A 23,552-nucleotide genomic window follows, 5' to 3' on the forward strand; every position below is an offset into this window, starting at 1 on the left:
AACCCACTAGAACCAGTTTCTAACGCTGGTGGCGCACCATTTGCCTTCCCCATTCATCAATTTGAAAATGATAATCACGACACAAATTGATTATGGTTTCATTCAGTTTATAATCGTATAATACTTTATCTAGTCAAAAAAATAAACTAGTTTTTTTTATTTTTTTTGTAAATTATTTTTCCATCAATCATAGTTAGTACAGGCTTGGCTAAATAATGGAAAGGATGATGAGTCCATAGCACGAGATCGGCGTCTTTTCCAACCTCGATGCTTCCAATTCTATCCTCTAAACGCAAATTTCGTGCTGGGAATATGGTGATTCCTTCTAGTGCTGTTTTCTCGTCTAACCCTTCTCTTACTGCAACAGCAGCGCAAACATTTAAATATTGAATGGGTGTATAAGGATGATCTGTTGTGATAGAAACTTCCACACCATTTTTTGATAATATATGGTAAGTATCCCATGTTTTGTTTTTTAGTTCGATTTTAGAACGGCGTGTCAGAGTGGGACCAACTGAAACCTTCAAATTGTGTTTTGAAAGTTCTTCAACAATAAAGTGTCCTTCTGTGCAATGTTCAATGCGTAAATCGAGATTGAATTCTGTTGCAAAGCGTAGAGCAGAACTAATATCATCTGCTCGGTGAGCGTGGATACGTACGGGTATTTCACGACGTAATGCTTTTAAAATAGGAAGCATTCGAAAATCAGCTTCGTGCCCGTAGTGTTGTGCTTCATAGAATGATTCCCGAAGTAACCCCATAATCCCCATACGTGTAATGGATTCTTTTGTTCCATTACTATGGACTTTTTTAGGATTTTCTCCAAAGGCAATCTTTAAACCAGCAGGTTCTTGAATAATCATATGATCAATACAAGTTCCAGCTGTTTTTATTACACAAGTAGTACCCCCGATAATATTTTGACTGCCAGGCATAACGTGAACGGTTGTAATTCCGTTTTGTACAGCGTCTTGAAAGGCAATATCGAAAGGATGGATTCCATCTAAAGAACGAATATGTGGTGTTGAAACTTCAGATGTTTCATTGGCATCATTTCCAGCCCAACCAGTACCTTCATCATAGAGACCAAGGTGAGTATGGACATCAATAAAGCCAGGTAAGAGATGGAGTGCTCGTGCATCTATAACGGTCATATCTTGAGTAGGTGGAATAAAAGGTTTGACCTCGGTAATTCGCTCTCCTGTAACGAGTACATCTCCTTGAAACTTTTGAGATGTAATAGGGTATACAATGGCTTGTTTGAGCAATATTTTCATAGGTACCTCATTTCTGTTACTTTATAATGCTAATGGAAGTTAAGGGAAAGTAACTGAAAGGTTATTTGTATGGTAATGCTTCGGATCCTAGAAAATGAAAGTTTTGAAAGAGCCCATGTAAAATTGTGTTTTAGAAGTACTACATTGTATGCGAAAGTATATTTTGTAATGCATGGTCTACTTCTGGAAATGTGTATTGGTATCCATGTTCAATTGCTTTAATGGGTAATACACGTTGCCCTTCTAGTACAAGTATGCTCATTTCACCTAATAAAGTTTGAATGATAAAAGAAGGTACAGGCAACCAATGAGGCTTTTTCATTATAGTTGCAATGGTTTCTCCAAATTCCTTCATTCTTATAGGTGTTGGTGCTGTCATATTAAGAGGACCATCAATTTCTTTTTTGTGTATAATGAAATCCATCATACGAACGACATCGTCTATATGAATCCATGATAACCATTGCTTCCCAGAACCAATGGTGCCGCCGATATAGAATTGATAGGGAAGTAGCATTTTTGGAAGAGCTCCTTCATTTGCACCTAATACAACTCCAAATCTTGCGTAGATTGTTCGTATTCCGAGAGAACGTGCTTTAGATGCTTCTTGTTCCCATGAATATACTGTATTTGCTAAAAAGTCATTTCCAGGAGTCTCATGCTGTTCTGTAAAAGACTCTATTTCAGACGTTCCATAGTATCCAATAGCACTTGCGTTAATAAATGTGTGTGGCTTTGTATGGAGTCCCTGCAATTGTTTAATGAGTCCTTTTGTTGTTTGAATTCTACTGTTTAAAATGGCTTTCTTTTGTTGCTTTGTCCATCTACTATTAATAGACTCTCCGGCTAGATTAATAACTACATCAATAGAAGAGAGGGGGAAGGTTTGTAAATCTGGTGTCCATTGAACATACTGAAGGTTAGGATCGGAAGTTTCAGTAGTTTTTTTTCGTGTGAGAATGTAAACAGTATATCCTTTTTGAATAAAAAAAGTAGAAAGGGATTTACCGATAAAGCCTGTACCACCAGAAATTGCGATTTTCACAAGTATTTCCTCCTCATTATATATATTCTTGAAAAGAAAAAATGTTCCTCGACTATGTTAAAATAATAGAGAGGTGAGAGTATGGCTGTCATTACAAAAATAGAAGTACAAAAACGATCGAAAGAACGATTTAATATTTATATTGATAAAGGTCAAGGCGAAGAGTACGGATTTAGTGTGGATCAAGTAATCTTAATAAAACATGGATTACAAAAAGGCTTAGAAATTGATGAAATCGAGTTAGGAAATATTTTGTACAATGAAGAAGTGCAAAAAGCATATTTACAAGCAATCTCCTATTTATCCTATCAAATGAGAACAAAACAAGAAATAGAAGATTTTTTACGAAAAAAAGAAGTGGGACAGGCCATCATCTCTGAAGTCGTTTCGAAATTATTACATGACCGATATATTAATGATAAAGAGTATGCTGTTTTATATACGCGAACGCAAAGTAATGTGAATCGAAAAGGTCCAACTGTTATTAAAAGAGAGTTATTAAATAAAGGTGTTCAGGATTTAATTATTACACATAGTTTACAAGAATATCCGAAGGAAAAGCAAATTGAGAATGCCTTGTTTCTCATAGAGAAGAAGAAAAAATCTTATCAAAAACATTCTTTTTTACAAATGAAACTAAAGTTAGATGAGATGCTTGTTCGAAAAGGATATTCTAGAGAAGTAATTCAAATTTGTTTGGAAGAATTGAAAGACGAAAAAGATGACGAAAAGCAACAAGAAGCGTTACACTATCATGGGAATAAATATTATGAGAAATATAAGAAGCATGATGGATGGACATTTGAAAACAAGATGAAACAAGCGTTATATCGAAAAGGATTCTCTATTGATGAAATCGAGATATTTTTGCAAATGAAACGCGAAGAGGAATGAGGAGAATAAGATGAATATGCCAAAACGCTACAGTGAAATGACACCGCATGAGCTAAGGGAAGAAATTGGCGCTTTGAAGGAGCAAGCAGTAAAAGCTGAGCAGCTTGGGATTGTCAATGAATTTGATGTATTAATGAGAAAAATGGCAATGGCTCGTGCTTATATGACGGATATAAACAAATTCCGTATTGGTGAAACATATGAATTAGTAGAAGAACCTGGTGTATTATTTAAAATTACGTATTTCAATGGGGTATTTGCTTGGGGATATAAGCAAAATGATAATGAAGAGATTGGCATACCAATTTCCTTATTGCAAGAAAAATAAAAACCAGAGAGCATATATCTCTCTGGTTTTCATCTTTGGTAGGCGTTAAAGGAGATAGGAGATTCTAAAATTGGCGTTTTTTACATTCATTTGCCAATATAATGAGAGACTGGGTTTGTTGCGTCTGTCCGTTAACTTGCGCTTTCGCATGTTTTGGACGAGTCCACGTATGGTTAAATAATTCAGAACGACTATCTAAGCGATCACGGTAGCTCATCTTTATCACCTCGTGTAGGAAGTTAATTTAATTTGTATTACTCTTCCTGCTGATTTGCAGCACGCATACGTTCTTGTGGGTGCGTGTTAATTGTGCCGTTAGGTCGTTTCGAAGCGAAGCGTGATTTCGCTTTCGGTTGACCGTCGATTTTGCTGTTGTTTTTTGACTCAGACCAAAATTCGGCTTGTTTACCCATTACGAACGCCCTCCTCATTATCGGTTGATACCTCTTTAAGAAGTATCAATTATAGAATGTGCAAAATTGAAGAAACTATCCTTTAGAAATGAAGGGATAAATAGGTAAAAGGAGATTATAATATGAATGATATTTATGAAACATTAACGAAAGAATTATTAGACAAGAATGACAAGCTTTCTTACGCACAAGCTCGTGCGTGGGTTGAGTTACTATGGGAAGATTTTCAAACAACTTATGCAAAATCAGGTCGTTATCAAGGCGATGAAATGACAGAACAAGTGGTACGATCATGGATTAATAATCATGGTGTACGCCTTCATGAAATGCGTACAAATAATCCGAAGTATAGTCATTTAATTAATCAAGAAGATCATTTGAAACATTAAAAAAAGCGACTTAAGTCGCTTTTTTTAATGTGGAAGTAATTCCAGTTTTTTTCGAAGCTTTTCTTCACTAAAGATCCATCCTGTATAGGAACTAATAATATTTAAATTGTGGTCGAGCTGAACGATTGCAACAAATGGATAATAATCTTTACTTCGATATCGTAAATCAATGAATCGTACTTCATAATAATGGTCATGATCAAAAATATCCCAGCGATATACAGGAGAGAAAGATAGAAAGGCCGAGATGTTTTCATCTTGTTTAGCTGCTCGCATAATATTATTGTCTGGGAACGGTACCCGATCGAACTTATCATATATCATGATGTTACCACGGTGCCATCTCGCAACGTAGTAATAATCAGCCGTAACGATTGCTAAATGGTAATGGTAAAATCGGTAAGAAGGAGAAATGATAATCTTTTCGACATTTTTGAAACGTTTGTGTACAACGCTTCTTATATTTCTGTGCATCATAATCCGTCCGATATAGTAAACAATCATTAATATATATGCCGCTAAAGCTGTATATCCCTTATGAGAACCGACGAGCATGCAAGCAATTGCAAGTATATGGATAAAGAAAATTACGGTATCGAATGTATTAATCACGCCGAGTGCGACCCATTTTTTTGTGAAAGGCCGTAATGCTTGTGTACCATAGGCATTGAAAATATCTACAAAGACGTGAAGGAAGACAGCAATAAATGACCAAAGCAGTAGATGAAGATATGGAGCGTCTGAAAAGAAGGCGAAAGAGATGCCACTTATAAGGAATGACCAAAGAATTACCGCAGGAATAGAATGAGTAATCCCACGATGATTTCTTATATATTTAGCGTTATTACGCAATTTTAAAACTGTGTCAATGTCAGGAATGTTGGAACCAGCAATTGTAGCAAGCATAACAGCTTGGGGGCCAATATCACTTTGTGCTATGGCTGGATCTAATGTTGCTAAGCTACCTAAAGTGATACCCATAACAAGGTGAGTGGCTGTGTCCATAGAAATCCACCTCCGTTTTTTATTAATGTAACTCTTTTTATTCGATACCTCAAGTCCTTTGCCTTCTATTTCCTGTATCATCTTACTTAAATTTTTTCCTAAAATCTTTATAATAGTACTTATATGCAAAAAAATGAGGGGGATCAAGTTTGACACTTGAAATACTAAACAATTTTAATATAGAGCAGTTTCAAAATGATTTAATTGGTTGGTTTGAAGAAGAACAGCGCGACTTACCATGGAGAAAGAATAAAGATCCATACCGCGTTTGGGTTTCTGAAATTATGTTACAGCAAACAAGAGTAGAAGCTGTAAAACCATATTACGCAAATTTTATGGGGAAGTTTCCTACACTTGAAGCGTTAGCGAATGCAGATGATGAAGAAGTATTAAAAGCATGGGAAGGTTTAGGATATTATTCTAGAGCACGTAATTTACATGCGGCAGTAAAAGAGGTAAAAGAAGTATACGGCGGAGTTGTACCAAGTGATGTAAAGAAAATTGAAAAGTTAAAAGGAGTGGGACCATATACAAAAGGTGCTATTTTAAGTATCGCATATGGTATACCAGAGCCGGCAGTTGATGGAAATGTTATGCGTGTATTATCTCGTATTTTATCAGTATGGGATGATATTGCAAAACCAAAGACTCGAAAAGTTTTTGAAGAGATTGTGCGTGAAATTATTTCAGTAGAAAACCCATCTTATTTTAATCAGGGATTGATGGAATTAGGTGCACTAATTTGTATTCCAAAAAATCCAGCATGCTTACTTTGTCCTGTACGTGAACATTGCAGAGGATATGCTGAAGGTGTTCAAAAAGAATTACCAGTAAAAAGTAAAGCGAAAGCTCCTAAAATGGTACCTATTGTTGCAGGTGTACTTCAAACTGAAGACGGTCGTTACGTTATTAATAAACGTCCAAGTACAGGTTTGTTAGCTAACATGTGGGAGTTTCCGAATGTGGAACTTGGAGAAAGTATTCGAAATCAGAAGGAACAGCTTATAGATTATATGAAAGAAAAATTTGAGCTCGAGGTTTCTATTGATGAATACGCAATGAATGTACAACATACGTTTACACATCGTACTTGGGATATATTTGTATTTTACGGAAAAGTAACAGGTAATATTGTTGATACAGATACATTAAAATTTGTATCAAAAGAGGTATTTGAGCAATTACCTTTCTCAAAATCACACCGTACTATTTATGAAAATTGTGTGGAGAAAATTACAATGCAATAAATAAAAAAGTGTTCCCAATCTAGGGAACACTTTTTTAATCGTAAGAAATTTTTGTCCCATGAGTCCAACTAGCTTCACCTTCTTGTAAGCCGCCTCTTGATTCGATTTCTACTACAATTTCTTTGTAAATACTTTGCCCTTCTACATTTAAATAAGGCAGAACCTGTTGTAGTGAGTGATGAAAATAAGCTAATTCATCTTCTTTCCATTCATTTTTTGAAATCATCGTTAGTTCAGTCATATCGCGTCCTATATACATATTTACACCTCCATTTTCTATAGTTTGAATGAGTAACAAAAGTTATATGCGGAAATTTTAAAAAAGAAAATTACGGATAGCTTCTAAGTGAATTGGTTACATTATTGATTGTGGAGGTGAGAAAGATGAGTAAAAAACAACAAGGTTATAACAAAGCAACTTCTGGTGCTAGCATTCAAAGTACAAATGCTAGTTATGGTACAGAGTTTTCAACTGAAACAGATGTACAAGCTGTAAAACAAGCAAACGCACAATCAGAAGCAAAGAAAGCACAAGCTTCTGGTGCACAAAGTGCAAACGCTAGTTATGGTACAGAATTTGCAACTGAAACAGACGTGCATTCTGTGAAAAAACAAAATGCTAAGTCAGCTGCAAAACAATCACAATCTTCTAGCTCAAATCAGTAATGAAAGAAAAACACTTCTCTAATTCGGGAGAAGTGTTTTCTTTTTGCGTGGATCGTTGTAATGAAAAGAAAGCGAACGACATAACTTCTAATAAGTCAACAAATGTAGTCAAAGGAGAAGGAAGTTAACAATTAGAATTATGTAATTAGGAATAATAACTGATGAATAAGTCCAAAAGGGGGTAAGTAATGAACGATTTTGATAAGTTGGTAGGGGAGCAATTAGAAACGATGGATGAGTTGTTAAAGTTACAAGCACATCTAGAGAAGTATCAACAAATCGAAATGAATGAAAAAGATACGTGCGATAAAAAAGAACTGCATTTTATCCGTCAGGAAATATATAGAACAGAAGTAGCGTTGAAGATGTTACATGAGAAATTTGAAGAACAAACGAATAGTGTAATTCAATCTTTTGCAACTGAAAAAATGATTTCAAATTTAGGGTAAGATATATTGTTATCTTCAGGTGAAAAGTCCTTCTTTGTATGGAAATAGAGAAGGGCTTTTTCTATTACATGTCCTCGCTTATAAATAATGCAGTACAATCCCTATCTCTTAAGAAGAGTTGGGGCATAGTATTCAACGATAAACCTCCTGCATATTCAGTTTGAAAAATAGAGTCTTATCCCTTTAGTTTTAAAATTTCGACAAAAAAGTTATAATAGAAAAAAAGTGAATGCCGTTCAAAGGGCATTTGCAGTTGAAAGAAGGGAGCATATATGGGATTTCCCAAAGAAGGAGAAAAAGTACAAATACATAGTTATAAACATAATGGCTCCATTCATAGAATGTGGGAAGAAACAACAATTTTAAAAGGGACACAGAGTCTTGTAATCGGAGCGAATGATCGTACAGTAGTTACAGAATCGGATGGCCGAACATGGATTACTCGTGAACCAGCAATTTGTTATTTTCATGCCAACTATTGGTTTAATGTGATTGGGATGCTTAGGGAAGATGGCGTATATTATTATTGTAATTTAAGCTCACCTTTTGCGTATGATCCTGAAGCATTAAAGTATATTGATTATGATTTAGATATTAAAGTATATCCAGATATGACATATACGCTTCTAGATGAAGATGAGTATGAAAAACATAGTCAAATTATGCAGTATCCACCTGTTATTGATACAATTTTAAAACGAAATGTAGCACATTTAACACAGTGGATTCATCAAAGAAAAGGTCCATTTGCACCAGACTTCGTAGATATGTGGTATGAACGATATTTAATGTACAGAAATTAAAACAAACCTGCAGGGGGCTTCCCGGCAGGTTTGTCCTATTAGAGGGGGGATTATGTGCAAGGCATAAAAAGATATTTACAATTTGTTAAACCATATCGATGGCTTATTGCTATTACAATTATTATTGGACTAGTTAAGTTCGGTATCCCACTTATTATGCCGTGGTTATTAAAGTATATTATCGATGATGTAATTCAAGGCGCGGGCTCACTTCAAGATAAAACATCTCAATTAATAACAGCGATTGGAATTGCTTTTTTTATTTTTGCGGTATTAAGACCACCGATTGAATATTATCGTCAATATTTCGCCCAACGTATCGCAAATACAATACTGTATGATTTGCGGAAGCATATTTTCGGTCACTTACAAAAGTTAAGTTTACGTTATTACTCCAATACAAAAACAGGGGAGATTATTTCGCGTGTCATCCATGATGTAGAACAAACGAAGGATTTTGTAATTACTGGTTTGATGAACGTCTGGTTAGATACTGCAACAATTGCTATTGCTATCATTGTTATGTTTTCTATGAATATAAAATTAACATTTGTTGCGTTATTGATTTTACCTATTTATGTAATTGCAGTGAAATATTTTTTCGGACGTCTTCGGAAATTGACGAAAGAGCGTTCACAAGCGTTAGCGACGATGCAAGGGTATTTGCATGAACGTATTCAAGGAATGCAAGTGACACGTAGCTTTGCGTTAGAAGAGTATGAGGGGAAGCAGTTTGAAAAAAGAAATAATGAATTTTTAACGAAAGCATTAACCCATACAAGTTGGACGGCAAGAACATTTTCGGCAGTAAATACGTTAACCGATTTAGGTCCGTTACTTGTGATTGGTTTTGCAGCATATGAAGTAATTCAAGGGCAGTTAACGCTAGGAACGATGGTAGCTTTTGTTGGATATATGGATAGTTTATATAGTCCGCTTCGCCGCCTTGTTAATTCATCTACAACATTAACACAATCTTTTGCATCGATGGACCGTGTGTTTGAACTGTTAGATGAAAAATACGATATTGTTAATGTACCAAATGCGGTACAAACGAAAAAATTAAATGGAGAAATTGTATTTGAAAATGTTTCTTTTCGTTATAATGCAGATGAAAAAGAGATATTACACAACTTGTCATTAACTATGCAGCCTGGAGAGAAAGTAGCGCTTGTAGGAGCGAGTGGGGGAGGAAAGTCATCTCTTGCTAGTTTGATCCCGCGTTTCTATGATGTTTCTGAAGGCGCGGTTTATGTAGATGGCATAGATGTAAGAAAGTACAATATGAGAAATTTGCGTAGTCATATTGGAATTGTACTGCAGGATAATTTATTGTTTAGCGATACAATTGGAGCTAATATTTTATATGGAAATCCGAAAGCTACAGAGAAAGAAGTGATTGCAGCTGCCAAAGCTGCGCAAATTCATGATTTTATTATAGACTTACCAGATGGTTATAATACTGTCGTTGGAGAACGTGGTGTGAAGCTATCAGGCGGGCAAAGACAACGCGTGGCAATTGCACGAGTGTTTCTAAAGAATCCGTCGGTACTTATATTAGATGAAGCAACTTCAGCATTAGATTTAGAAAATGAAAGGTATATTCAAGAGGCGCTTCAGACGTTAGCTGCTGACCGGACAACGATTATAATTGCACATCGATTAGCGACGATTACACATGTTGATACGATTATTTACATTGAAGACGGTGAGATTAAAGAGACTGGTTCTCATGAAGAGTTAATGCGAAAAAGAGGATTTTATTACAATTTATATCAACTTCAACATATAACAGAAACAGCTCCTTTAGCATAAAAGGAGCTGTTTTTTTATTCGTCTTCTTTTTTATCATCGATTTGGAGTTCTTTTTCTGGTTTATGATATGTGTAGAAGCTATCTACAAGCAAATCTAAATGCTCTACTTCTTCACTATAGTTAATGATGGAAGAAATAAGAGGGAAGAGATGTAACCATGTTTTATATGCTTCTTCATCGTCTTTATTTTGATATTCCATAAAGATATCAATTAATTCTTGTTTACCTGTTTCAACTTCATCAAGCATTTCAACTGATTGTTGTTTTTTTGCTTTACCAATAAATTTTAATAAAACTTGTTCATGATAATGCGTTAATGAGTCAAGTTCGTTTTGGATAGATTCCTGAAATTCTTCTGGCATATAGCGCAGTTCATTTTCAGTACGGTGTAATGATTTTAACGTACTTAAAGCACGGCTTGTTGTCGCTAACATTTGTCTGAATAAAACGAGCTTACGAATTTTTGCGAACTTTACTTTTTTCGTATAGCTTCTTTCTTCTTTATACAGCAAATAGTAATGATTTAGTTTGATCATTTTTTCTTTCATACGATCAATATCAGTTTTTAGCGTTGTAAAATCAGAAGCCTGCCTGCTATTCATTCGAATCCATTTTACAATTTCTTCTGTATTATCAACGATACGATGATAAAGTTTTGTTTCATATTTTGGCGGCATAAATACTAAATTTACAAGTGAAGCCGCAATAATACCAATCATAATCGTCGCAAATCGAAGTAAGGCAAAACTAAAGAAATCTTCGCCTTGATACTCCATAATGGCGATAACTGTTACTAAAGCAATTGATATTGTGTTTTCTAATCGTAATTGTAATGTAAGAGCAATTACTAATATACATGTTAATCCAATAATAAAAGGATTATGTCCAAAAGCAGTAGCAAATGCGATAGCAAATATCGCACCAATTACATTTGCTTGAATTTGTTCAAGTGCTGTTAAATAAGAACGGTATACAGACGGTTGAACAGCAAAGATAGCTGAAATTCCCGCAAATACCGGACTCGGTAATTGAAGTAAAATACAAGCAAATAAAGCTAACGTGATGGCAATACCCGTTTTTAAAATGCGAGCACCAAGTTTCATACCCTTAATAAGATCCTTTCTCTTGTCATAATGAATGTACAACATGATACTATACATTCATTACAATATGTTAGCAAGTGATATTTTAGTGACGTTAAAAGAAATTAGTGTTCATTTTATCCCGCTAATTGTGAGTAGTAAGATTCCTGCCTCAAAAATTAGAAGCTAGATGCCGGTAAACGCTCGATTGGTGTAGGCTAATTAAAGTTTCACTTTATAATTTTTCCTAATTCCTTTTAAACATCAGTTTTTAGTAAAAAAACCTGCTGAATTTCAGCAGGTCTCAAATTGTTACTATAGATTACTATGAGAAGCGTACTTCGTCAATTTTTTCTTAATAATGAAAATTACTCATTTTACTCTGTTGAGATAGATGGGTCTGCCTGTTCTTTTTTCGGGATAATCTCAAAAAACTGGTTCTGTATATCATCTAATAATGCTGTTAATAAAGCGACTTCCTCATATTGCTCATGTTCGTTTAGTACACGAATATAGTCTTGCAATAATTCAGTTACATCTTTCAAACCATTTTTACTAATTGGTTGTAATGTAACATTTGCCCCTTTTGCAATTCTTCTTTTTAAGGCCTGTTCTGTTAGGCCTAAGTTTGAATCATGACGCAAATAAACAACACCGCCAGTCATGCCAGCGCAAATCCATGGACCAGGGTCACCTAAAACAAGCGCTCGCCCATTTGTCATATATTCAAAAGCAAAACCTTTAATATTGGAGTATGACCCTATATTTCCTTGCTCTTTTTCACGGAGTGGTTTTGTTATTCTACCTCCAATTATCATGTCTGCCCCAGAAAGGCGAATGCCAGCGCGAGCATCAGCGTTCCCTTGCACGTATAGTGCCCCTTTTTGTGCACCATATCCAAATCCTTTTCCGACAGAACCGTTATAATATACTCCGTCTTTTCCTTTTGATTTCGTTATATAAATCCCACCACCAAAGGAAGTTTTACCAATGCCATCTTGTGCGCCGCCATTTACGTGTATAAATAAATTTTCACTATTGTAAGCGCCTAACCCATTTCCGGGAATAGAACCATTCGTATACTTTAATGTAAGTGGTTCAAGTTGAGTAGCTTCATATAGTTTACTGCGAACGCGATAACATGATTCTAGACCACCCATAACGCGTTGCTCTACACCAACGCCTACTAATTCTTTTGAGTCAGCGGAATGAACTGTCTTAAATTGTTTTTCTGGTACACCATCTGTTGTTGTAACAGATGGATGTTCTATTATTTGTAATAAATTACGTAAGTTTAATAAATTTTCGCCTCGAACTTGCTCTAATAAATCAGAACGCCCAACAATTGCTTGTAAATTTGTATACCCAAGCTGTCCTGTTAATCGTTTTAGTTCTATACCGAAAGAGGTGAATAAATTTAGCAGGCCAGTAACTGCGCTTTCTAATTCGCGTGGGACGAAGCGGCGTAACCCATGTTCCTTTGCTTGTGCTTCAGACTCGATTTGTGTTGCAATTCCGACATGGCAAGTATCTAGATGACACCCACGGCAAGTAGTGCAGCCGATTGCAATCATTGATAGTGTGCCAAATCCAATACGGTTTGCTCCGAGAAGCATGATTTTCAAGGCATCATTTACACTTCGAATACCACCATCTGCCCAAATCTCTACTTTATGTCTCATGCTCGCTTCTAATAAAGCGTTGTGAGCGGCTTTAACACCAATTTCTACAGGAAGACCTACATGTTGCAAGGCGTGAATACGTGCAGCACCTGTTCCGCCATCGAATCCGCTAATGTTAATAAAATCAGCACCAGCTTTGGCGATACCGACAGCAATTGTTCCGATATTAGGAACGACAGGGACTTTCACGGCTACTTTGGCAAGTTGATTAGCTGTTTTAATTTCCGTAATCATTTGAGCTAAATCTTCAATTGAATAAATATCATGGTTATTAGAAGGTGAAATTAAATCTGAGCCAATTGTCGCATTACGTGCTTCAGCGATTTTGGCTGTTACTTTTGAACCAGGTAAATGCCCACCTTCCCCAGGCTTTGCGCCTTGACCAATTTTGATTTCAATTAAGTTCGATGAGTTTAGTAGTTCGGCATTTACTCCAAATCGCCCAGATGCCACTTGTTGTCCACGTGTATGTGGATATTTTCCAATCATATCTTTAATTTCGCCACCTTCACCGTTCAAGCTAATCATATTTAGCTGATCGGCCGCTTCTGCATATGCGCGAAAGGCAATTTCGTTTTGAGAACCAAATGACATAGAACTAATAATAAATGGAAAATCATGGGTTTCAATGCCGATAGATACTTCTTCAGTTGGAACGACATGTTTTGTTTGTTTCGTTTGAACAAGGTGTCTGATTGCGATGGGATTATTCTCTTCTAGTTCACTTAACTTGTCACGGTAATCATCATAAGAATTTCCTTTTGCAACATCGCCGATTGCTTTCCAAATTCGCGGGAATATATGAAATGATTTTCGCATTCTAATTTTAGGATTGTTATAATCATCCGCTCGCATTTTTGCATCTTCAGCAAGTGATTCAAGTGAAAAAGCTAAATCATTTGAACCGAAGAAATTTGTAATCTGTAATATATTTGCGATTTCTTCATGTAACCCAATAGATGAATAGAGACGTCCGTAACCACGTAACTCATGAATTCCAATTGTTGAAATGACTTTTTCTAATCCTTTATTAAGTGCATTATACAGATTCGTAATTGGTGTTTTTGTTCCATCATTTACAGTCGCGAATAATAAATATGGATTAATACTATCTGCTCCTAATCCATATAGCGTGACAATGTCATGTAAGGAGCGAAGGGCACCAGAACGTATAACGAGAGAACAATTGCGGCGTAATTTATTTTCACTTAATGCTTGATGTACTTTAGCAGTAACTAAATGTGGATCAATCCACAATCTTTCATTTAGATGGGCTTTTGCGTCATCTAATACTAGTAGGGAAGCACCATTGTTAACAGCAGCTATCGCTTCAGAACTAATGCGGCTTAATGCACATTGTAGAGTTTCTGACGAGCTGAATGTAGCAGAGATTGTGGCGATAGAGTTATGAGTTTTAAATAGCTCTATGAGTTGTTCGTACGTAATTGTGTGTAATTCCTCTGCAATAGGTTGTGCCACGCTGCCTTCTAAAATAATTGGTGAAAGCATTTCAACTACAAATGGCCGTTTTGCGCCACTTAATAAACTTGGACGCTCTCCAAGTACAGTACGTGTAGAGAAGTGTTCAATTTCACGGTCACGGTCAATTGCAGGGTTTGTAACAACAGCTACACTTTCTTTAATGAAGTCAGCGATATTTCGTCTATCAGTATCAAGTGCGGCAAGTGGTGAGTCATGCCCAAGTGAGCGTATTGGCTCAACGCCTTTTGTTGCCATCTGTTCAAGGAGTTGAATATGTTCTCGGTTCCATCCGAAAGCGACGTATTGTTTCGTTTCAACTTGAACAGAATCACATAGCCCTTGGATTTTTTTCGTTTCAGGGATAGATAAATTTAAATGGTAATTGGTAGTATCAATTCGCTTTTTAAAACGGTTATATACTTGGATTTGATATTTGTCATATTCATAAAGAACAAGTTCATCTTGTTCATTCCATTTTAATCCGACTTTTTCTCCAGGAGCGAGTGGTTTTGGTTCTGCTACATATTTAGTTGGTGATACAACTCCAGGTTCAGAAGAGAAAATATAAGAGCTCTCTGTCTCTACTTTCCATACTGGGCGTAATCCAAGGGAATCAACGCTGAAAACAGCTTCATCTTTAAAACGGGAAATGATGCCAGCTGGTCCTTGGGCAAAATGTCCCCATGCTTCACGTATATACGTATATAAATCTTGTAAAGGTGTTTCATAAAGTTTAATTTCATTAATAATTGGTGGGAATAGAATTTCCATTGCTTCAAATAAGCTGTAGTTGTATTGAACAAGTAGGGTTTCTAAGGTGCGGTTTAAATCTTGAGAGTCACTGCCTCCTGCAGTAAGTGGTACATCAATCATTTCGGCTTGATCGCGTAATTTCGCAATTGTGTTAATTTCACCATTATGTCCGAGAATGCTAAATGGTTGTACACGAAAAAAATTAGATAATGTATTAGTAGAGTAGCGGTTATGTCCTAATGTCATAGTTGAAGCGATAAGCGGATGTTGTAAATCATTATAGTAGGCAACAAGCGTATCACCAGCACCTAGAACTTTATATACAACATGATCACGACTTAATGAAGCAACATGAATTGCTTCGTTTTCCTCTATTTTTATTGTGACAGAAAATAATGTTTGCTCAATATTTGTAATTTCGTTTTCTGCGATAAGGGCAACTTGCCAAAATAAAGGTTCTTCTTGTTTACCAAGTGGACCGAGCGCATCTGAGTTTGTTACATCATCACTTTCGAAAATGATAGTAAAGTTTTTGTTGTTTAATTGCGTACGAATATAATCTTTTAAGGCAGTAATGTCTTCTTTTTTATTTAGAAAAAAATGTCCAACGATAAAGTGGGGATGATCCACAATCGTTGGATTATATCCGCTACTTTTTAGTTTTTCATTCCAAAGCGTTTTTGGTACATCAATGTGAATGCCGATGCCATCGCCCTCGCCATTAATGAAACCAGCTCTATGATTCATTTTGACGAGTGATTGTATGCAAAGATCAATGTTTTCTTTTGTAGCAATTTTTCGTTTCTCCATAACGGAAACGATTCCACACGCATCATGTTCTGCATTTCTATAATCTCGAAATAAAGACGGTGTCCATGTATTTTTTTTATTGAGCATCCGTCAATCCCCCCTCTTGTAAAAGTTAGAATAATCTCACTATTTAAGGTGCGAATCACCTTGTACACAGAGATAGTAATGCTGTAAAAGAATATAAAACAGATAATTATGAATAATTATACTATTAATACGGAATTTATGAAATAGAAAAAAGGAAAAAAGAAAGGTGAGCTTTCTTTTTTCCTTTTAATGATGGGATTATTTATTGTCTGCTAGGGCAGCAAATGCTCTGTCGACAGCTTCGATTGTATATTCAATATCTTCTTTTGTATGTTCTGTAGTTAAGAACCATGCCTCGTATTTAGAAGGTGCTAAGTTAATTCCTTCTTGAAGCATAAGCTTGAAGAATTTACCGAACATTTCACCGTCTGTATCTTGTGCGGCATCGTAATCTTCAATTGTATTTGTTGTGAAGTATACAGTTAAAGCCCCTTTTAGACGGTTTAATGTAATGTCGATATTATGTTTCGCTGCTTGTTCTAAAATTCCTTTTTCAAGCATTGCACCAAGTTCATCTAATTTCTCATAAAGCCCTTCTTGTTGAAGCACTTCTAGACAAGCGATACCTGATGCCATAGAAGCAGGGTTTCCTGCCATTGTACCAGCTTGGTATGCAGGTCCAAGCGGAGCAACTTGTTCCATAATTTCTTTCTTACCACCGTAAGCACCGATTGGTAAGCCGCCGCCAATAACTTTACCAAGCGCTGTTAAGTCAGGTGTCACACCAAGTAAGTCTTGAGCACCACCGTACATAAAGCGGAAAGCAGTAATAACTTCATCATAAATTACTAGTGCGCCAGCTTCGTGAACAAGTTCATTCACTTTTTCAAGGAATCCTGGTTTAGGCTCTACAATACCGAAGTTTCCAACGATTGGTTCTACAAGGATAGCTGCTACTTCATGACCCCATTTATCTAAAGCCTCTTTTAAAGTTTCTACATTATTAAATGGAACGGTAATAACTTCTTGTGCAATACTTTGTGGTACGCCAGCTGAGTCAGGAGTTCCTAAAGTAGAAGGACCAGATCCAGCTGCCACAAGTACTAAATCAGAATGACCGTGGTAACAACCAGCGAATTTCATGATTTTTGTGCGACCTGTATAAGCACGAGCAACACGAATCGTTGTCATCACTGCTTCTGTACCAGAGTTTACGAAACGGACTTTATCTAATGCAGGCATTGCTTCTTTTAACATTTTTGCGAATTTTACCTCTAGCGCTGTTGGTGTTCCATAAAGTACCCCATTTTCAGCAGCTGTTGTAATTGCTTTTGTTATATGGGGATGAGCATGTCCAGTAATAATAGGACCGTATGCTGCTAAATAATCGATATATTTATTTCCGTCTACATCCCAGAAATAAGCGCCTTTCCCACGTTCCATAGCAACAGGAGCGCCGCCGCCAACTGCTTTAAAAGAACGAGAAGGACTATTAACACCGCCAACGATATGCTCTAAAGCTTCTTTATGTAATGCTTCTGACTTTGTGAATTTCACTACAATTCATCTCCTTACAAAAATCTATGTATTATTCTAACATGTTTTTCGAAAAGACGTATTGTTTGTGATAGCGCAGGCAGTTGGGTAAACTATTCGTTGTGACATTTAGGAGGGGGGTCCGATTATGAAATCGGTAATTGAGGTACAAGGGTTACGTAAAGAGTTTACAGCCTATTCAAGTCGTCCGGGCTTAAAGGGTGCATTTCGCGATTTATTAAATCGTAATTATAAAATAGTACCAGCAGTAAATGATGTATCTTTTACTGTAAAGCAAGGTGAAATGGTTGGTTATATCGGTGAGAACGGTGCTGGTAAATCAACAACAATTAAAATGCTTACGGGGATTTTAACTCCGACATCAGGGCAAATCACAGTAAATGGAATGAACCCACATAAACAAAGAGAAGAATTTGTAAGAACAATTGGTGTTGTCTTTGGACAGCGTTCGCAACTTTGGTGGGATATTGCAGTACAAGAATCGTTTCGTTTATTAAAGAAAGTGTACGGTGTATCAGACGCTCAGTATAAGGAGCATATGGAGCACGTAATTGAAACGTTAGATATAGGGCCTTTATTAGATAAACCAGTTCGAAAATTATCTCTTGGTCAAAGGATGCGTTGTGAATTAGCGGCAGCCTTAATTCATAATCCACCGTTATTATTTTTAGATGAGCCAACAATTGGGTTAGATGTACTTGTGAAATTGAAAATACGTGAATTTTTAAAAGAAATGAATGAACGTTATAAAACAACAATTTTATTAACAACACACGATATTACTGATATTGAAGCTTTATGTGAGCGCGTTATCATGCTGGATGAAGGGAATATTATGTATGACGGTTCTTTAAGTAATCTTCGTACGCAGTGGGGAGCAGAGAAGGAAATTCACTTTCAGTTTGTTGCACCAGTTTCCTATCAGGATTTATCAATGGTTATGCCAGATAATCATGTCGTTTGGTCGAAAGCGAAAGAGGAAAATGCATGGATTGCAAAAATTCCGAATGAAGAAGTTATTATTTCAATGCTTATTTCTAAAGTAGTACAAGCATTTCAAATTAAAGATTTAAAAATTAACGAAGTGTCTACAGAGGAAATTATTCGTAACATTTATGAAGAAGGTATTACGCATGGGTAAGTATATTGAAATGATTCGAATTCGCTTTTTAATGATGCTTGCGTATCGTACAAATTACTATAGCGGGATTTTAATTTATACGATTAATATCGGTGCTTACTATTTTTTATGGCAAGCAATTTATAGCGGAAAAGAGAATATTGAAAGTTTATCTATTTCGCAAATGACCACGTATATCGCAATCGCGTGGATGGCACGTGCCTTCTATTTTAATAATATAGATAGGGAAATTGCGATGGAGATTCAAGAAGGACGTGTGGCTGTAGAATTAATTCGTCCGTATAACTATTTGGGAATGAAAGTTATGCAAGGTCTTGGCGAGGGAATATTCCGTTTTGCCTTCTTTTCCATTCCAGGCATGGTTATCGTTACGTTATTATTTTCGTTGCAAATTACAACGAATTTTCAAACTTGGTTATATTTCTTCTTATCTTTAATATTTAGCTTTATTATTAATACACAAATTAATTTAATGACGGGAATGCTTACGTTTTTCCTATTTAATAATAGTGGGATTATGTATGCAAAACGCGTTGTTATTGATTTATTTTCAGGTCTATTATTACCAATTAGTTTTTATCCGTTATGGGCCCAAAAAGCAATGATGTTTTTACCATTTCAGGCTATTAGTTATATTCCAAGTATGATTTTTTCTGAAGGTATACAGGGGAGTAAGTTGTATGAGGCTTTAGTATTTCAAGTGATTTGGGCGATTGTACTTATTATTCCAATTGTACTCATGTGGAGAACGGCGAGAAAACGTCTAATTGTACAAGGGGGATGATGAGATGATATATATAAACTTATTTTTACAATATGCAAGTCAATATATAAAAACGAAATTGGAGTATCGAGGCGATTTTATCGTTGGTTTACTTTCTGATTTATCGCTTCAAGCAGTTAATTTAATATTTATTCTCGTTGTATTTGGGCATACACAAGCATTGAAGGGATGGAGTCGAGAAGAGGTAATCTTTATTTATGGTTTCTTTTTAGTGCCATTTGCCATCTTTTCAGCTTTCTTTAATATATGGGATTTTAATGATCGATACATTATTAAAGGGGAGATGGATCGTGTATTAACGCGACCGATCCATAGCCTATTTCAAATTATATTAGAAAGAATGGAACTTGAATCTTTAATTGGAGCTATTACAGGGATTGTTGTAATGGGATATGCAGCTGTGGAGTTACAATTATCTTTTTACTGGTATGATTTCTTCTTATTTATATTGATGGTAGGAGGAGGAGCACTTGTATATGGAGGGATATTTGTTACGCTGGCGAGCCTTGGTTTTTGGTCGGATGCGAAAAGTTCAATTATGCCTCTTATGTATAACATAGGTAATTACGGGCGCTATCCTGTTAATATTTATAATCGTGTAATTCGTTTCATTTTAACGTTTGTTTTACCGTTTGCATTTGTTGGAGTATATCCAGCGGCATACTTTTTAAGAAGAACAGAATGGAATAGTTATGCATTTGCGACGCCAATGGTTGGTATTATCTGTTTTACGATTGCAATCACCCTCTGGAACCAAGGGGTAAAAAGGTATCGTGGCGCGGGTAATTAATTATAGAAGCTTGTTCGTTTCTAAGGGATAAATCAGTTCTCCACCTCATACATATAAAATGAGGTGGAGGACATGTTATGGGGATTTATTCTATTAATTGCAGCAATCGCTATTTTGAAAAGTGTCCAATTATTATGGAGTTCCTATTCGGATTCAACGCGTTTTTTTTCGCTCTATAATTTGGCCACATTATTTTTAATCTATACAACAGTACTAATCGCATTTGGATTAAGTTACGTTGTATTAGAGGAAATGGGTTTCGCAGTTTTGAAAGAGGACGGAGAAAGTTTGAACGCTCATTCTTTTCAACTCGTCGAAGTTTGTTTATATTTTAGCGCAGTTACTTTATTGTCTGTTGGATATGGTGACATATCTCCGATTGGAATTGGGCGATGGATTGCAATCGCAGAAGCGCTAATTGGATATACACTCCCTTTTGCTTTTGTGATGAGGTCTGTAATAGACAATGAAAAATAAGGAAGCATTTGTTATAGTAAAGGAAAAGAGTAGGAGTGATAACTATGATTACAGTAGGAGAAATGGCACCAGAATTCACATTAGAGGGAAGTAACGGAGAAGAAGTTCGCCTAGCTGATTTCCGCGGTAAAAATGTAGTTCTCTATTTTTATCCGAAAGATATGACGCCAGGATGTACAACTGAAGCATGTGATTTTCGTGATGCGTATGGAGTATTTCAAGAGAAGGATACGGTTATTCTTGGAGTAAGTCCTGATTCAGCGAATAGACATTTGAAATTCATTGAGAAACATGAATTGCCATTTACACTTTTAGTAGATGAAGATCATAAAGTAGCAGAGTTATACGATGTTTGGAAGTTAAAAAAGAACTTTGGGAAAGAGTATATGGGAATCGAGCGTTCTACATTCCTTATTAATAAAGACGGTGAACTTGTAAAAGAGTGGCGTAAAGTGAAAGTGAAAGGACATATTGAGGATGTTCTTTCTTATATAAAATAAATCTACATTGGAGATAAAATATGCAGAAACAAGGCAAGTGTCTATACATATTTTACTTCCTTACATAAAGTGGAAGTGTAGGGCATACCTCCTCAGATGATAGTATTCCAAGTGCGATTATGTCGCACTTTTTTCTATGGAATATATGAAGAAAAAAGGGAAAGATACATAAAAACAAGTCCTGAATATAAAAATAAACTACATACTTATAGTAGAAATATTGACGATTTATAAGAAAAGGAGTACACTCTTTATAAGAATTATAAAATAATAATCCGTATAGAATCGGGGTGCATGACGGTGGTCAAAGAAGAATTAAAAGAAGCGCTAGAAATGCTGAAAAATACGGGTGTACGCATTACTCCACAGCGTCATGCTATTTTAGAGTACCTTGTGGAATCAATGACGCACCCAACAGCGGATGATATTTATAAAGCATTAGAAGGTAAGTTTCCAAATATGAGTGTTGCAACTGTCTATAATAACTTACGTGTGTTTAAAGAGGTTGGACTTGTAAAGGAATTAACTTATGGAGACGCTTCAAGTAGATTTGATTATGTTACAAGTCAACATTATCATGTGATTTGCGAAAAATGTGGTAAGATTGTTGATTTTCCTTATGGAGGCTTGGAAAAACTGGAAGAGGAAGCTGCGAAAACGACAGGCTTCGTTATCAATAGTCATCGCTTAGAAATTTATGGCGTTTGTCCAGAGTGTCATAAGGCGTAATATATAATAAAGAAAGAGGCTGACGGCTATACGTCAGCCTCTTTCTTTATTATATAAGGATTAGAGTGAGGCTAATCGGGATTTACAGTGCTAAGTTAGTAAGGAGGGTTAGATAAAAGTTTGTCGAATTTACTTTGTATTAGTGGAAATGAATTCTGGGAGGGGACATTTTGAAGAAATATGAGATTAAAAATAACATTCCAACATTGGAAGAATATAAATATTTATGTGATTCTGTGGGATGGACTAATTATATGAACTTTGAGGTGGCGGAAATATCACTTCAAAATTCGATTTACTGTATAACAGTCAAGGATAATAATCAAATCATCGGCATGGGGAGAATTGTTGGTGATGGGGCTATCTATTTCTATATTCAAGATATAGTGGTTCATCCAGAGTATCAAAAGAATGGTATTGGAAAGAAAATAATGAATACTTTAGTAGAATACTTAAATCAGAATGCTCCAGATAAAGCATTCATTGGTTTGTTTGCGTCGCAAGGTAAAACATCATTCTACGAAAAATATGATTTTAAAGATTATTCGCCTAATATGACAGGGATGTTTACTGTTATTTCGAAAAAATAGGTGTAATAAATTTAATAAAACAATTAAAAAGTTGATTTTTTAAGAAATCAACTTTTTAATGAGTTGAAACGTTTGTAGTGTTGCAAATTTGTATTTCCCTTGATACTTATGATTTATAACTCTTCTTATTATACTTTTCATCAAATTCTTTTCCTTCTAGATCTCGATCTAGTGTTAAAGGTTGATTGCAGTGCATACATGCATCGACACGGCCGAGCATTTTTGTTGGCTTATCACAGCTTGGGCAAATAATTTGGATAGTCTTAGTAGATAACATACCAATCCAAAAGTAAACGACAGTGCTAGCGATAACAGCTAAAAAGCCAACCATCATAAACGTTGTCATAATAATAATGTTTTCGCGGAAAAAGACACCTAAGTATGCAATGAAGAGGCCGATAAATACTAAACTTAATGCAAAGGTCCGGATTTTATTGATTTTGTTTGAATACTTAATGCTCATTCTCACCACGCTCCTATACTAATAATATAACATAAAATTTAGAATTTTCACTCTCATGTAAATTGATAAAGGGATAAGATATGAAATGAATAGGAGGGGGACCATGAAGAATGAATGGACGATATAATGATTTTTACAGCGTTTTTAAAGTTTTTAACGGGATGTGAAATTTTTTTATAAAAAGTATTGACCCTGTATATACTGCATGATATATTAATAACCGTCGCTGATGCGGAAACGCAGAAAACGACAAAAAAGAAATTGAAAAACTTAGTTGACATTGAAAAATGAAGATGTTAACATAAGGAAGTCGCGAATGAGCGACTAAGTAGTTCTTTGAAAACTGAACGAAAC

At 35.7% G+C, this 23,552-nt stretch carries 25 protein-coding genes; 15 read left to right on the forward strand and 10 right to left on the reverse strand.

The window, feature by feature from the left end; all coding sequences use genetic code 11:
* Window positions 1-146: 146 nt before the first annotated feature.
* On the reverse strand, window positions 147-1,277 hold the full coding sequence (locus HMPREF2590_RS00875) for an amidohydrolase (RefSeq protein ID WP_000698314.1): 1,131 nt from the start codon (window positions 1,275-1,277) through the stop codon (window positions 147-149).
* A gap of 139 nt (window positions 1,278-1,416) precedes the next feature.
* On the reverse strand, window positions 1,417-2,322 hold the full coding sequence (locus HMPREF2590_RS00880) for a TIGR01777 family oxidoreductase (protein WP_050821572.1): 906 nt from the start codon (window positions 2,320-2,322) through the stop codon (window positions 1,417-1,419).
* A gap of 81 nt (window positions 2,323-2,403) precedes the next feature.
* Here HMPREF2590_RS00880 and recX point away from each other — a divergent pair, with 81 nt between their 5' ends.
* Both recX and HMPREF2590_RS00890 read left to right on the forward strand, forming a co-directional pair.
* On the forward strand, window positions 2,404-3,216 hold the full coding sequence (gene recX / locus HMPREF2590_RS00885) for a recombination regulator RecX (protein WP_000268502.1): 813 nt from the start codon (window positions 2,404-2,406) through the stop codon (window positions 3,214-3,216).
* Window positions 3,217-3,226: 10 nt separating this feature from the next.
* The gene (locus HMPREF2590_RS00890) at window positions 3,227-3,544 is read left to right on the forward strand and encodes a YfhH family protein (RefSeq protein ID WP_001057024.1); all 318 of its coding nucleotides are present in this window, start codon (window positions 3,227-3,229) and stop codon (window positions 3,542-3,544) included.
* 64 nt (window positions 3,545-3,608) lie between these two features.
* On the opposite strand, the gene HMPREF2590_RS00895 is transcribed toward HMPREF2590_RS00890, so the two are convergent.
* On the reverse strand, window positions 3,609-3,761 hold the full coding sequence (locus HMPREF2590_RS00895; RefSeq protein ID WP_000122093.1) for a YpzG family protein: 153 nt from the start codon (window positions 3,759-3,761) through the stop codon (window positions 3,609-3,611).
* A gap of 37 nt (window positions 3,762-3,798) precedes the next feature.
* Entirely contained in the window at window positions 3,799-3,957 is a 159-nt protein-coding gene (locus tag HMPREF2590_RS00900) for a small, acid-soluble spore protein K (protein WP_000517891.1), read from the reverse strand.
* 122 nt (window positions 3,958-4,079) lie between these two features.
* Here HMPREF2590_RS00900 and HMPREF2590_RS00905 point away from each other — a divergent pair, with 122 nt between their 5' ends.
* Complete coding sequence (locus HMPREF2590_RS00905) at window positions 4,080-4,346, forward strand: YfhJ family protein (RefSeq protein WP_000998166.1); 267 nt, start codon at window positions 4,080-4,082, stop codon at window positions 4,344-4,346.
* Window positions 4,347-4,370: 24 nt separating this feature from the next.
* Here the strand turns inward: HMPREF2590_RS00905 and HMPREF2590_RS00910 are convergent, their stop codons facing one another.
* The gene (locus tag HMPREF2590_RS00910) at window positions 4,371-5,351 is read right to left on the reverse strand and encodes a metal-dependent hydrolase (RefSeq protein WP_000379106.1); all 981 of its coding nucleotides are present in this window, start codon (window positions 5,349-5,351) and stop codon (window positions 4,371-4,373) included.
* Window positions 5,352-5,500: 149 nt separating this feature from the next.
* On the opposite strand from HMPREF2590_RS00910, the gene mutY reads away from it, so the two are divergent.
* Complete coding sequence (gene mutY, locus HMPREF2590_RS00915) at window positions 5,501-6,598, forward strand: A/G-specific adenine glycosylase (RefSeq protein ID WP_000171395.1); 1,098 nt, start codon at window positions 5,501-5,503, stop codon at window positions 6,596-6,598.
* A 34-nt stretch (window positions 6,599-6,632) separates the two neighbouring features.
* Here mutY and HMPREF2590_RS00920 read toward each other — a convergent pair whose 3' ends face one another.
* Window positions 6,633-6,857 carry a hypothetical protein gene (locus HMPREF2590_RS00920; RefSeq protein WP_000275436.1) on the reverse strand — a complete coding sequence of 75 codons (225 nt, stop codon included), beginning with the start codon at window positions 6,855-6,857 and terminating at the stop codon, window positions 6,633-6,635.
* Window positions 6,858-6,982: 125 nt separating this feature from the next.
* Here HMPREF2590_RS00920 and HMPREF2590_RS00925 point away from each other — a divergent pair, with 125 nt between their 5' ends.
* The 4 genes from HMPREF2590_RS00925 to HMPREF2590_RS00940 all read left to right on the forward strand — a co-directional run bounded on the left by HMPREF2590_RS00925 (window position 6,983) and on the right by HMPREF2590_RS00940 (window position 10,331).
* Window positions 6,983-7,264: a gamma-type small acid-soluble spore protein gene (locus HMPREF2590_RS00925; RefSeq protein WP_000039046.1), complete on the forward strand. Its 282-nt coding sequence runs from the start codon at window positions 6,983-6,985 to the stop codon at window positions 7,262-7,264.
* Window positions 7,265-7,452: 188 nt separating this feature from the next.
* Entirely contained in the window at window positions 7,453-7,713 is a 261-nt protein-coding gene (locus HMPREF2590_RS00930) for a YgaB family protein (protein ID WP_000997575.1), read from the forward strand.
* A gap of 272 nt (window positions 7,714-7,985) precedes the next feature.
* Window positions 7,986-8,516 carry a nucleoside tri-diphosphate phosphatase gene (ntdP, locus tag HMPREF2590_RS00935; protein ID WP_000506624.1) on the forward strand — a complete coding sequence of 177 codons (531 nt, stop codon included), beginning with the start codon at window positions 7,986-7,988 and terminating at the stop codon, window positions 8,514-8,516.
* A 54-nt stretch (window positions 8,517-8,570) separates the two neighbouring features.
* Window positions 8,571-10,331, forward strand: a complete 1,761-nt coding sequence (locus HMPREF2590_RS00940) for an ABC transporter ATP-binding protein (RefSeq protein WP_001161601.1) — start codon at window positions 8,571-8,573, stop codon at window positions 10,329-10,331.
* 14 nt (window positions 10,332-10,345) lie between these two features.
* On the opposite strand, the gene HMPREF2590_RS00945 is transcribed toward HMPREF2590_RS00940, so the two are convergent.
* From HMPREF2590_RS00945 to hemL, 3 genes are all read right to left on the reverse strand, one after another.
* Window positions 10,346-11,434 carry an aromatic acid exporter family protein gene (locus HMPREF2590_RS00945; protein ID WP_000765787.1) on the reverse strand — a complete coding sequence of 363 codons (1,089 nt, stop codon included), beginning with the start codon at window positions 11,432-11,434 and terminating at the stop codon, window positions 10,346-10,348.
* Window positions 11,435-11,790: 356 nt separating this feature from the next.
* The gene (locus tag HMPREF2590_RS00950; protein WP_050821574.1) at window positions 11,791-16,227 is read right to left on the reverse strand and encodes a glutamate synthase-related protein; all 4,437 of its coding nucleotides are present in this window, start codon (window positions 16,225-16,227) and stop codon (window positions 11,791-11,793) included.
* 198 nt (window positions 16,228-16,425) lie between these two features.
* Window positions 16,426-17,724: a glutamate-1-semialdehyde-2,1-aminomutase gene (hemL, locus tag HMPREF2590_RS00955; RefSeq protein ID WP_047385569.1), complete on the reverse strand. Its 1,299-nt coding sequence runs from the start codon at window positions 17,722-17,724 to the stop codon at window positions 16,426-16,428.
* Between the two features lie 127 nt (window positions 17,725-17,851).
* On the opposite strand from hemL, the gene HMPREF2590_RS00960 reads away from it, so the two are divergent.
* The 7 genes from HMPREF2590_RS00960 (at window position 17,852) to HMPREF2590_RS00990 (ending at window position 22,735) form a co-directional block, all read left to right on the forward strand.
* The gene (locus tag HMPREF2590_RS00960; protein WP_016117129.1) at window positions 17,852-18,865 is read left to right on the forward strand and encodes an ABC transporter ATP-binding protein; all 1,014 of its coding nucleotides are present in this window, start codon (window positions 17,852-17,854) and stop codon (window positions 18,863-18,865) included.
* Window positions 18,858-19,649, forward strand: coding sequence for an ABC transporter permease (locus HMPREF2590_RS00965; RefSeq protein ID WP_000521519.1), 792 nt, complete (start codon window positions 18,858-18,860; stop codon window positions 19,647-19,649). Before HMPREF2590_RS00960 ends, HMPREF2590_RS00965 begins: the two co-directional genes overlap by 8 nt.
* A gap of 4 nt (window positions 19,650-19,653) precedes the next feature.
* Window positions 19,654-20,439 (forward strand): ABC transporter permease, encoded by a 786-nt coding sequence (locus HMPREF2590_RS00970; protein ID WP_050821576.1) that lies wholly within the window; start codon window positions 19,654-19,656, stop codon window positions 20,437-20,439.
* Between the two features lie 72 nt (window positions 20,440-20,511).
* Window positions 20,512-20,916, forward strand: a complete 405-nt coding sequence (locus HMPREF2590_RS00975; protein ID WP_000964343.1) for a potassium channel family protein — start codon at window positions 20,512-20,514, stop codon at window positions 20,914-20,916.
* 44 nt (window positions 20,917-20,960) lie between these two features.
* Window positions 20,961-21,416, forward strand: coding sequence for a thioredoxin-dependent thiol peroxidase (gene bcp, locus HMPREF2590_RS00980; protein ID WP_000633710.1), 456 nt, complete (start codon window positions 20,961-20,963; stop codon window positions 21,414-21,416).
* A 300-nt stretch (window positions 21,417-21,716) separates the two neighbouring features.
* Window positions 21,717-22,145 carry a peroxide-responsive transcriptional repressor PerR gene (perR, locus tag HMPREF2590_RS00985; protein WP_000237829.1) on the forward strand — a complete coding sequence of 143 codons (429 nt, stop codon included), beginning with the start codon at window positions 21,717-21,719 and terminating at the stop codon, window positions 22,143-22,145.
* A 170-nt stretch (window positions 22,146-22,315) separates the two neighbouring features.
* Window positions 22,316-22,735: a GNAT family N-acetyltransferase gene (locus HMPREF2590_RS00990; RefSeq protein WP_000759738.1), complete on the forward strand. Its 420-nt coding sequence runs from the start codon at window positions 22,316-22,318 to the stop codon at window positions 22,733-22,735.
* Between the two features lie 106 nt (window positions 22,736-22,841).
* Here HMPREF2590_RS00990 and HMPREF2590_RS00995 read toward each other — a convergent pair whose 3' ends face one another.
* Window positions 22,842-23,198 (reverse strand): YgzB family protein, encoded by a 357-nt coding sequence (locus HMPREF2590_RS00995; protein ID WP_000025058.1) that lies wholly within the window; start codon window positions 23,196-23,198, stop codon window positions 22,842-22,844.
* Window positions 23,199-23,552 lie beyond the last annotated feature (354 nt).

The organism is Bacillus sp. HMSC036E02 (genome assembly GCF_001836235.1).
Classification (GTDB): domain Bacteria; phylum Bacillota; class Bacilli; order Bacillales; family Bacillaceae_G; genus Bacillus_A; species Bacillus_A cereus.

Bases quoted from the DNA above. Each gene is read 5' to 3' on its own strand.
- HMPREF2590_RS00875 (WP_000698314.1), bottom strand. From the start codon at position 1,277: ATGAAAATATTGCTCAAACAAGCCATTGTATACCCTATTACATCTCAA.
- recX (WP_000268502.1), top strand. From the start codon at position 2,404: ATGGCTGTCATTACAAAAATAGAAGTACAAAAACGATCGAAAGAACGA.
- HMPREF2590_RS00890 (WP_001057024.1), top strand. From the start codon at position 3,227: ATGAATATGCCAAAACGCTACAGTGAAATGACACCGCATGAGCTAAGG.
- HMPREF2590_RS00895 (WP_000122093.1), bottom strand. From the start codon at position 3,761: ATGAGCTACCGTGATCGCTTAGATAGTCGTTCTGAATTATTTAACCAT.
- HMPREF2590_RS00900 (WP_000517891.1), bottom strand. From the start codon at position 3,957: ATGGGTAAACAAGCCGAATTTTGGTCTGAGTCAAAAAACAACAGCAAA.
- HMPREF2590_RS00905 (WP_000998166.1), top strand. From the start codon at position 4,080: ATGAATGATATTTATGAAACATTAACGAAAGAATTATTAGACAAGAAT.
- HMPREF2590_RS00910 (WP_000379106.1), bottom strand. From the start codon at position 5,351: ATGGACACAGCCACTCACCTTGTTATGGGTATCACTTTAGGTAGCTTA.
- HMPREF2590_RS00920 (WP_000275436.1), bottom strand. From the start codon at position 6,857: ATGTATATAGGACGCGATATGACTGAACTAACGATGATTTCAAAAAAT.
- HMPREF2590_RS00925 (WP_000039046.1), top strand. From the start codon at position 6,983: ATGAGTAAAAAACAACAAGGTTATAACAAAGCAACTTCTGGTGCTAGC.
- HMPREF2590_RS00930 (WP_000997575.1), top strand. From the start codon at position 7,453: ATGAACGATTTTGATAAGTTGGTAGGGGAGCAATTAGAAACGATGGAT.
- ntdP (WP_000506624.1), top strand. From the start codon at position 7,986: ATGGGATTTCCCAAAGAAGGAGAAAAAGTACAAATACATAGTTATAAA.
- HMPREF2590_RS00945 (WP_000765787.1), bottom strand. From the start codon at position 11,434: ATGAAACTTGGTGCTCGCATTTTAAAAACGGGTATTGCCATCACGTTA.
- HMPREF2590_RS00950 (WP_050821574.1), bottom strand. From the start codon at position 16,227: ATGCTCAATAAAAAAAATACATGGACACCGTCTTTATTTCGAGATTAT.
- HMPREF2590_RS00960 (WP_016117129.1), top strand. From the start codon at position 17,852: ATGAAATCGGTAATTGAGGTACAAGGGTTACGTAAAGAGTTTACAGCC.
- HMPREF2590_RS00965 (WP_000521519.1), top strand. From the start codon at position 18,858: ATGGGTAAGTATATTGAAATGATTCGAATTCGCTTTTTAATGATGCTT.
- HMPREF2590_RS00970 (WP_050821576.1), top strand. From the start codon at position 19,654: ATGATATATATAAACTTATTTTTACAATATGCAAGTCAATATATAAAA.
- HMPREF2590_RS00975 (WP_000964343.1), top strand. From the start codon at position 20,512: ATGTTATGGGGATTTATTCTATTAATTGCAGCAATCGCTATTTTGAAA.
- bcp (WP_000633710.1), top strand. From the start codon at position 20,961: ATGATTACAGTAGGAGAAATGGCACCAGAATTCACATTAGAGGGAAGT.
- HMPREF2590_RS00995 (WP_000025058.1), bottom strand. From the start codon at position 23,198: ATGAGCATTAAGTATTCAAACAAAATCAATAAAATCCGGACCTTTGCA.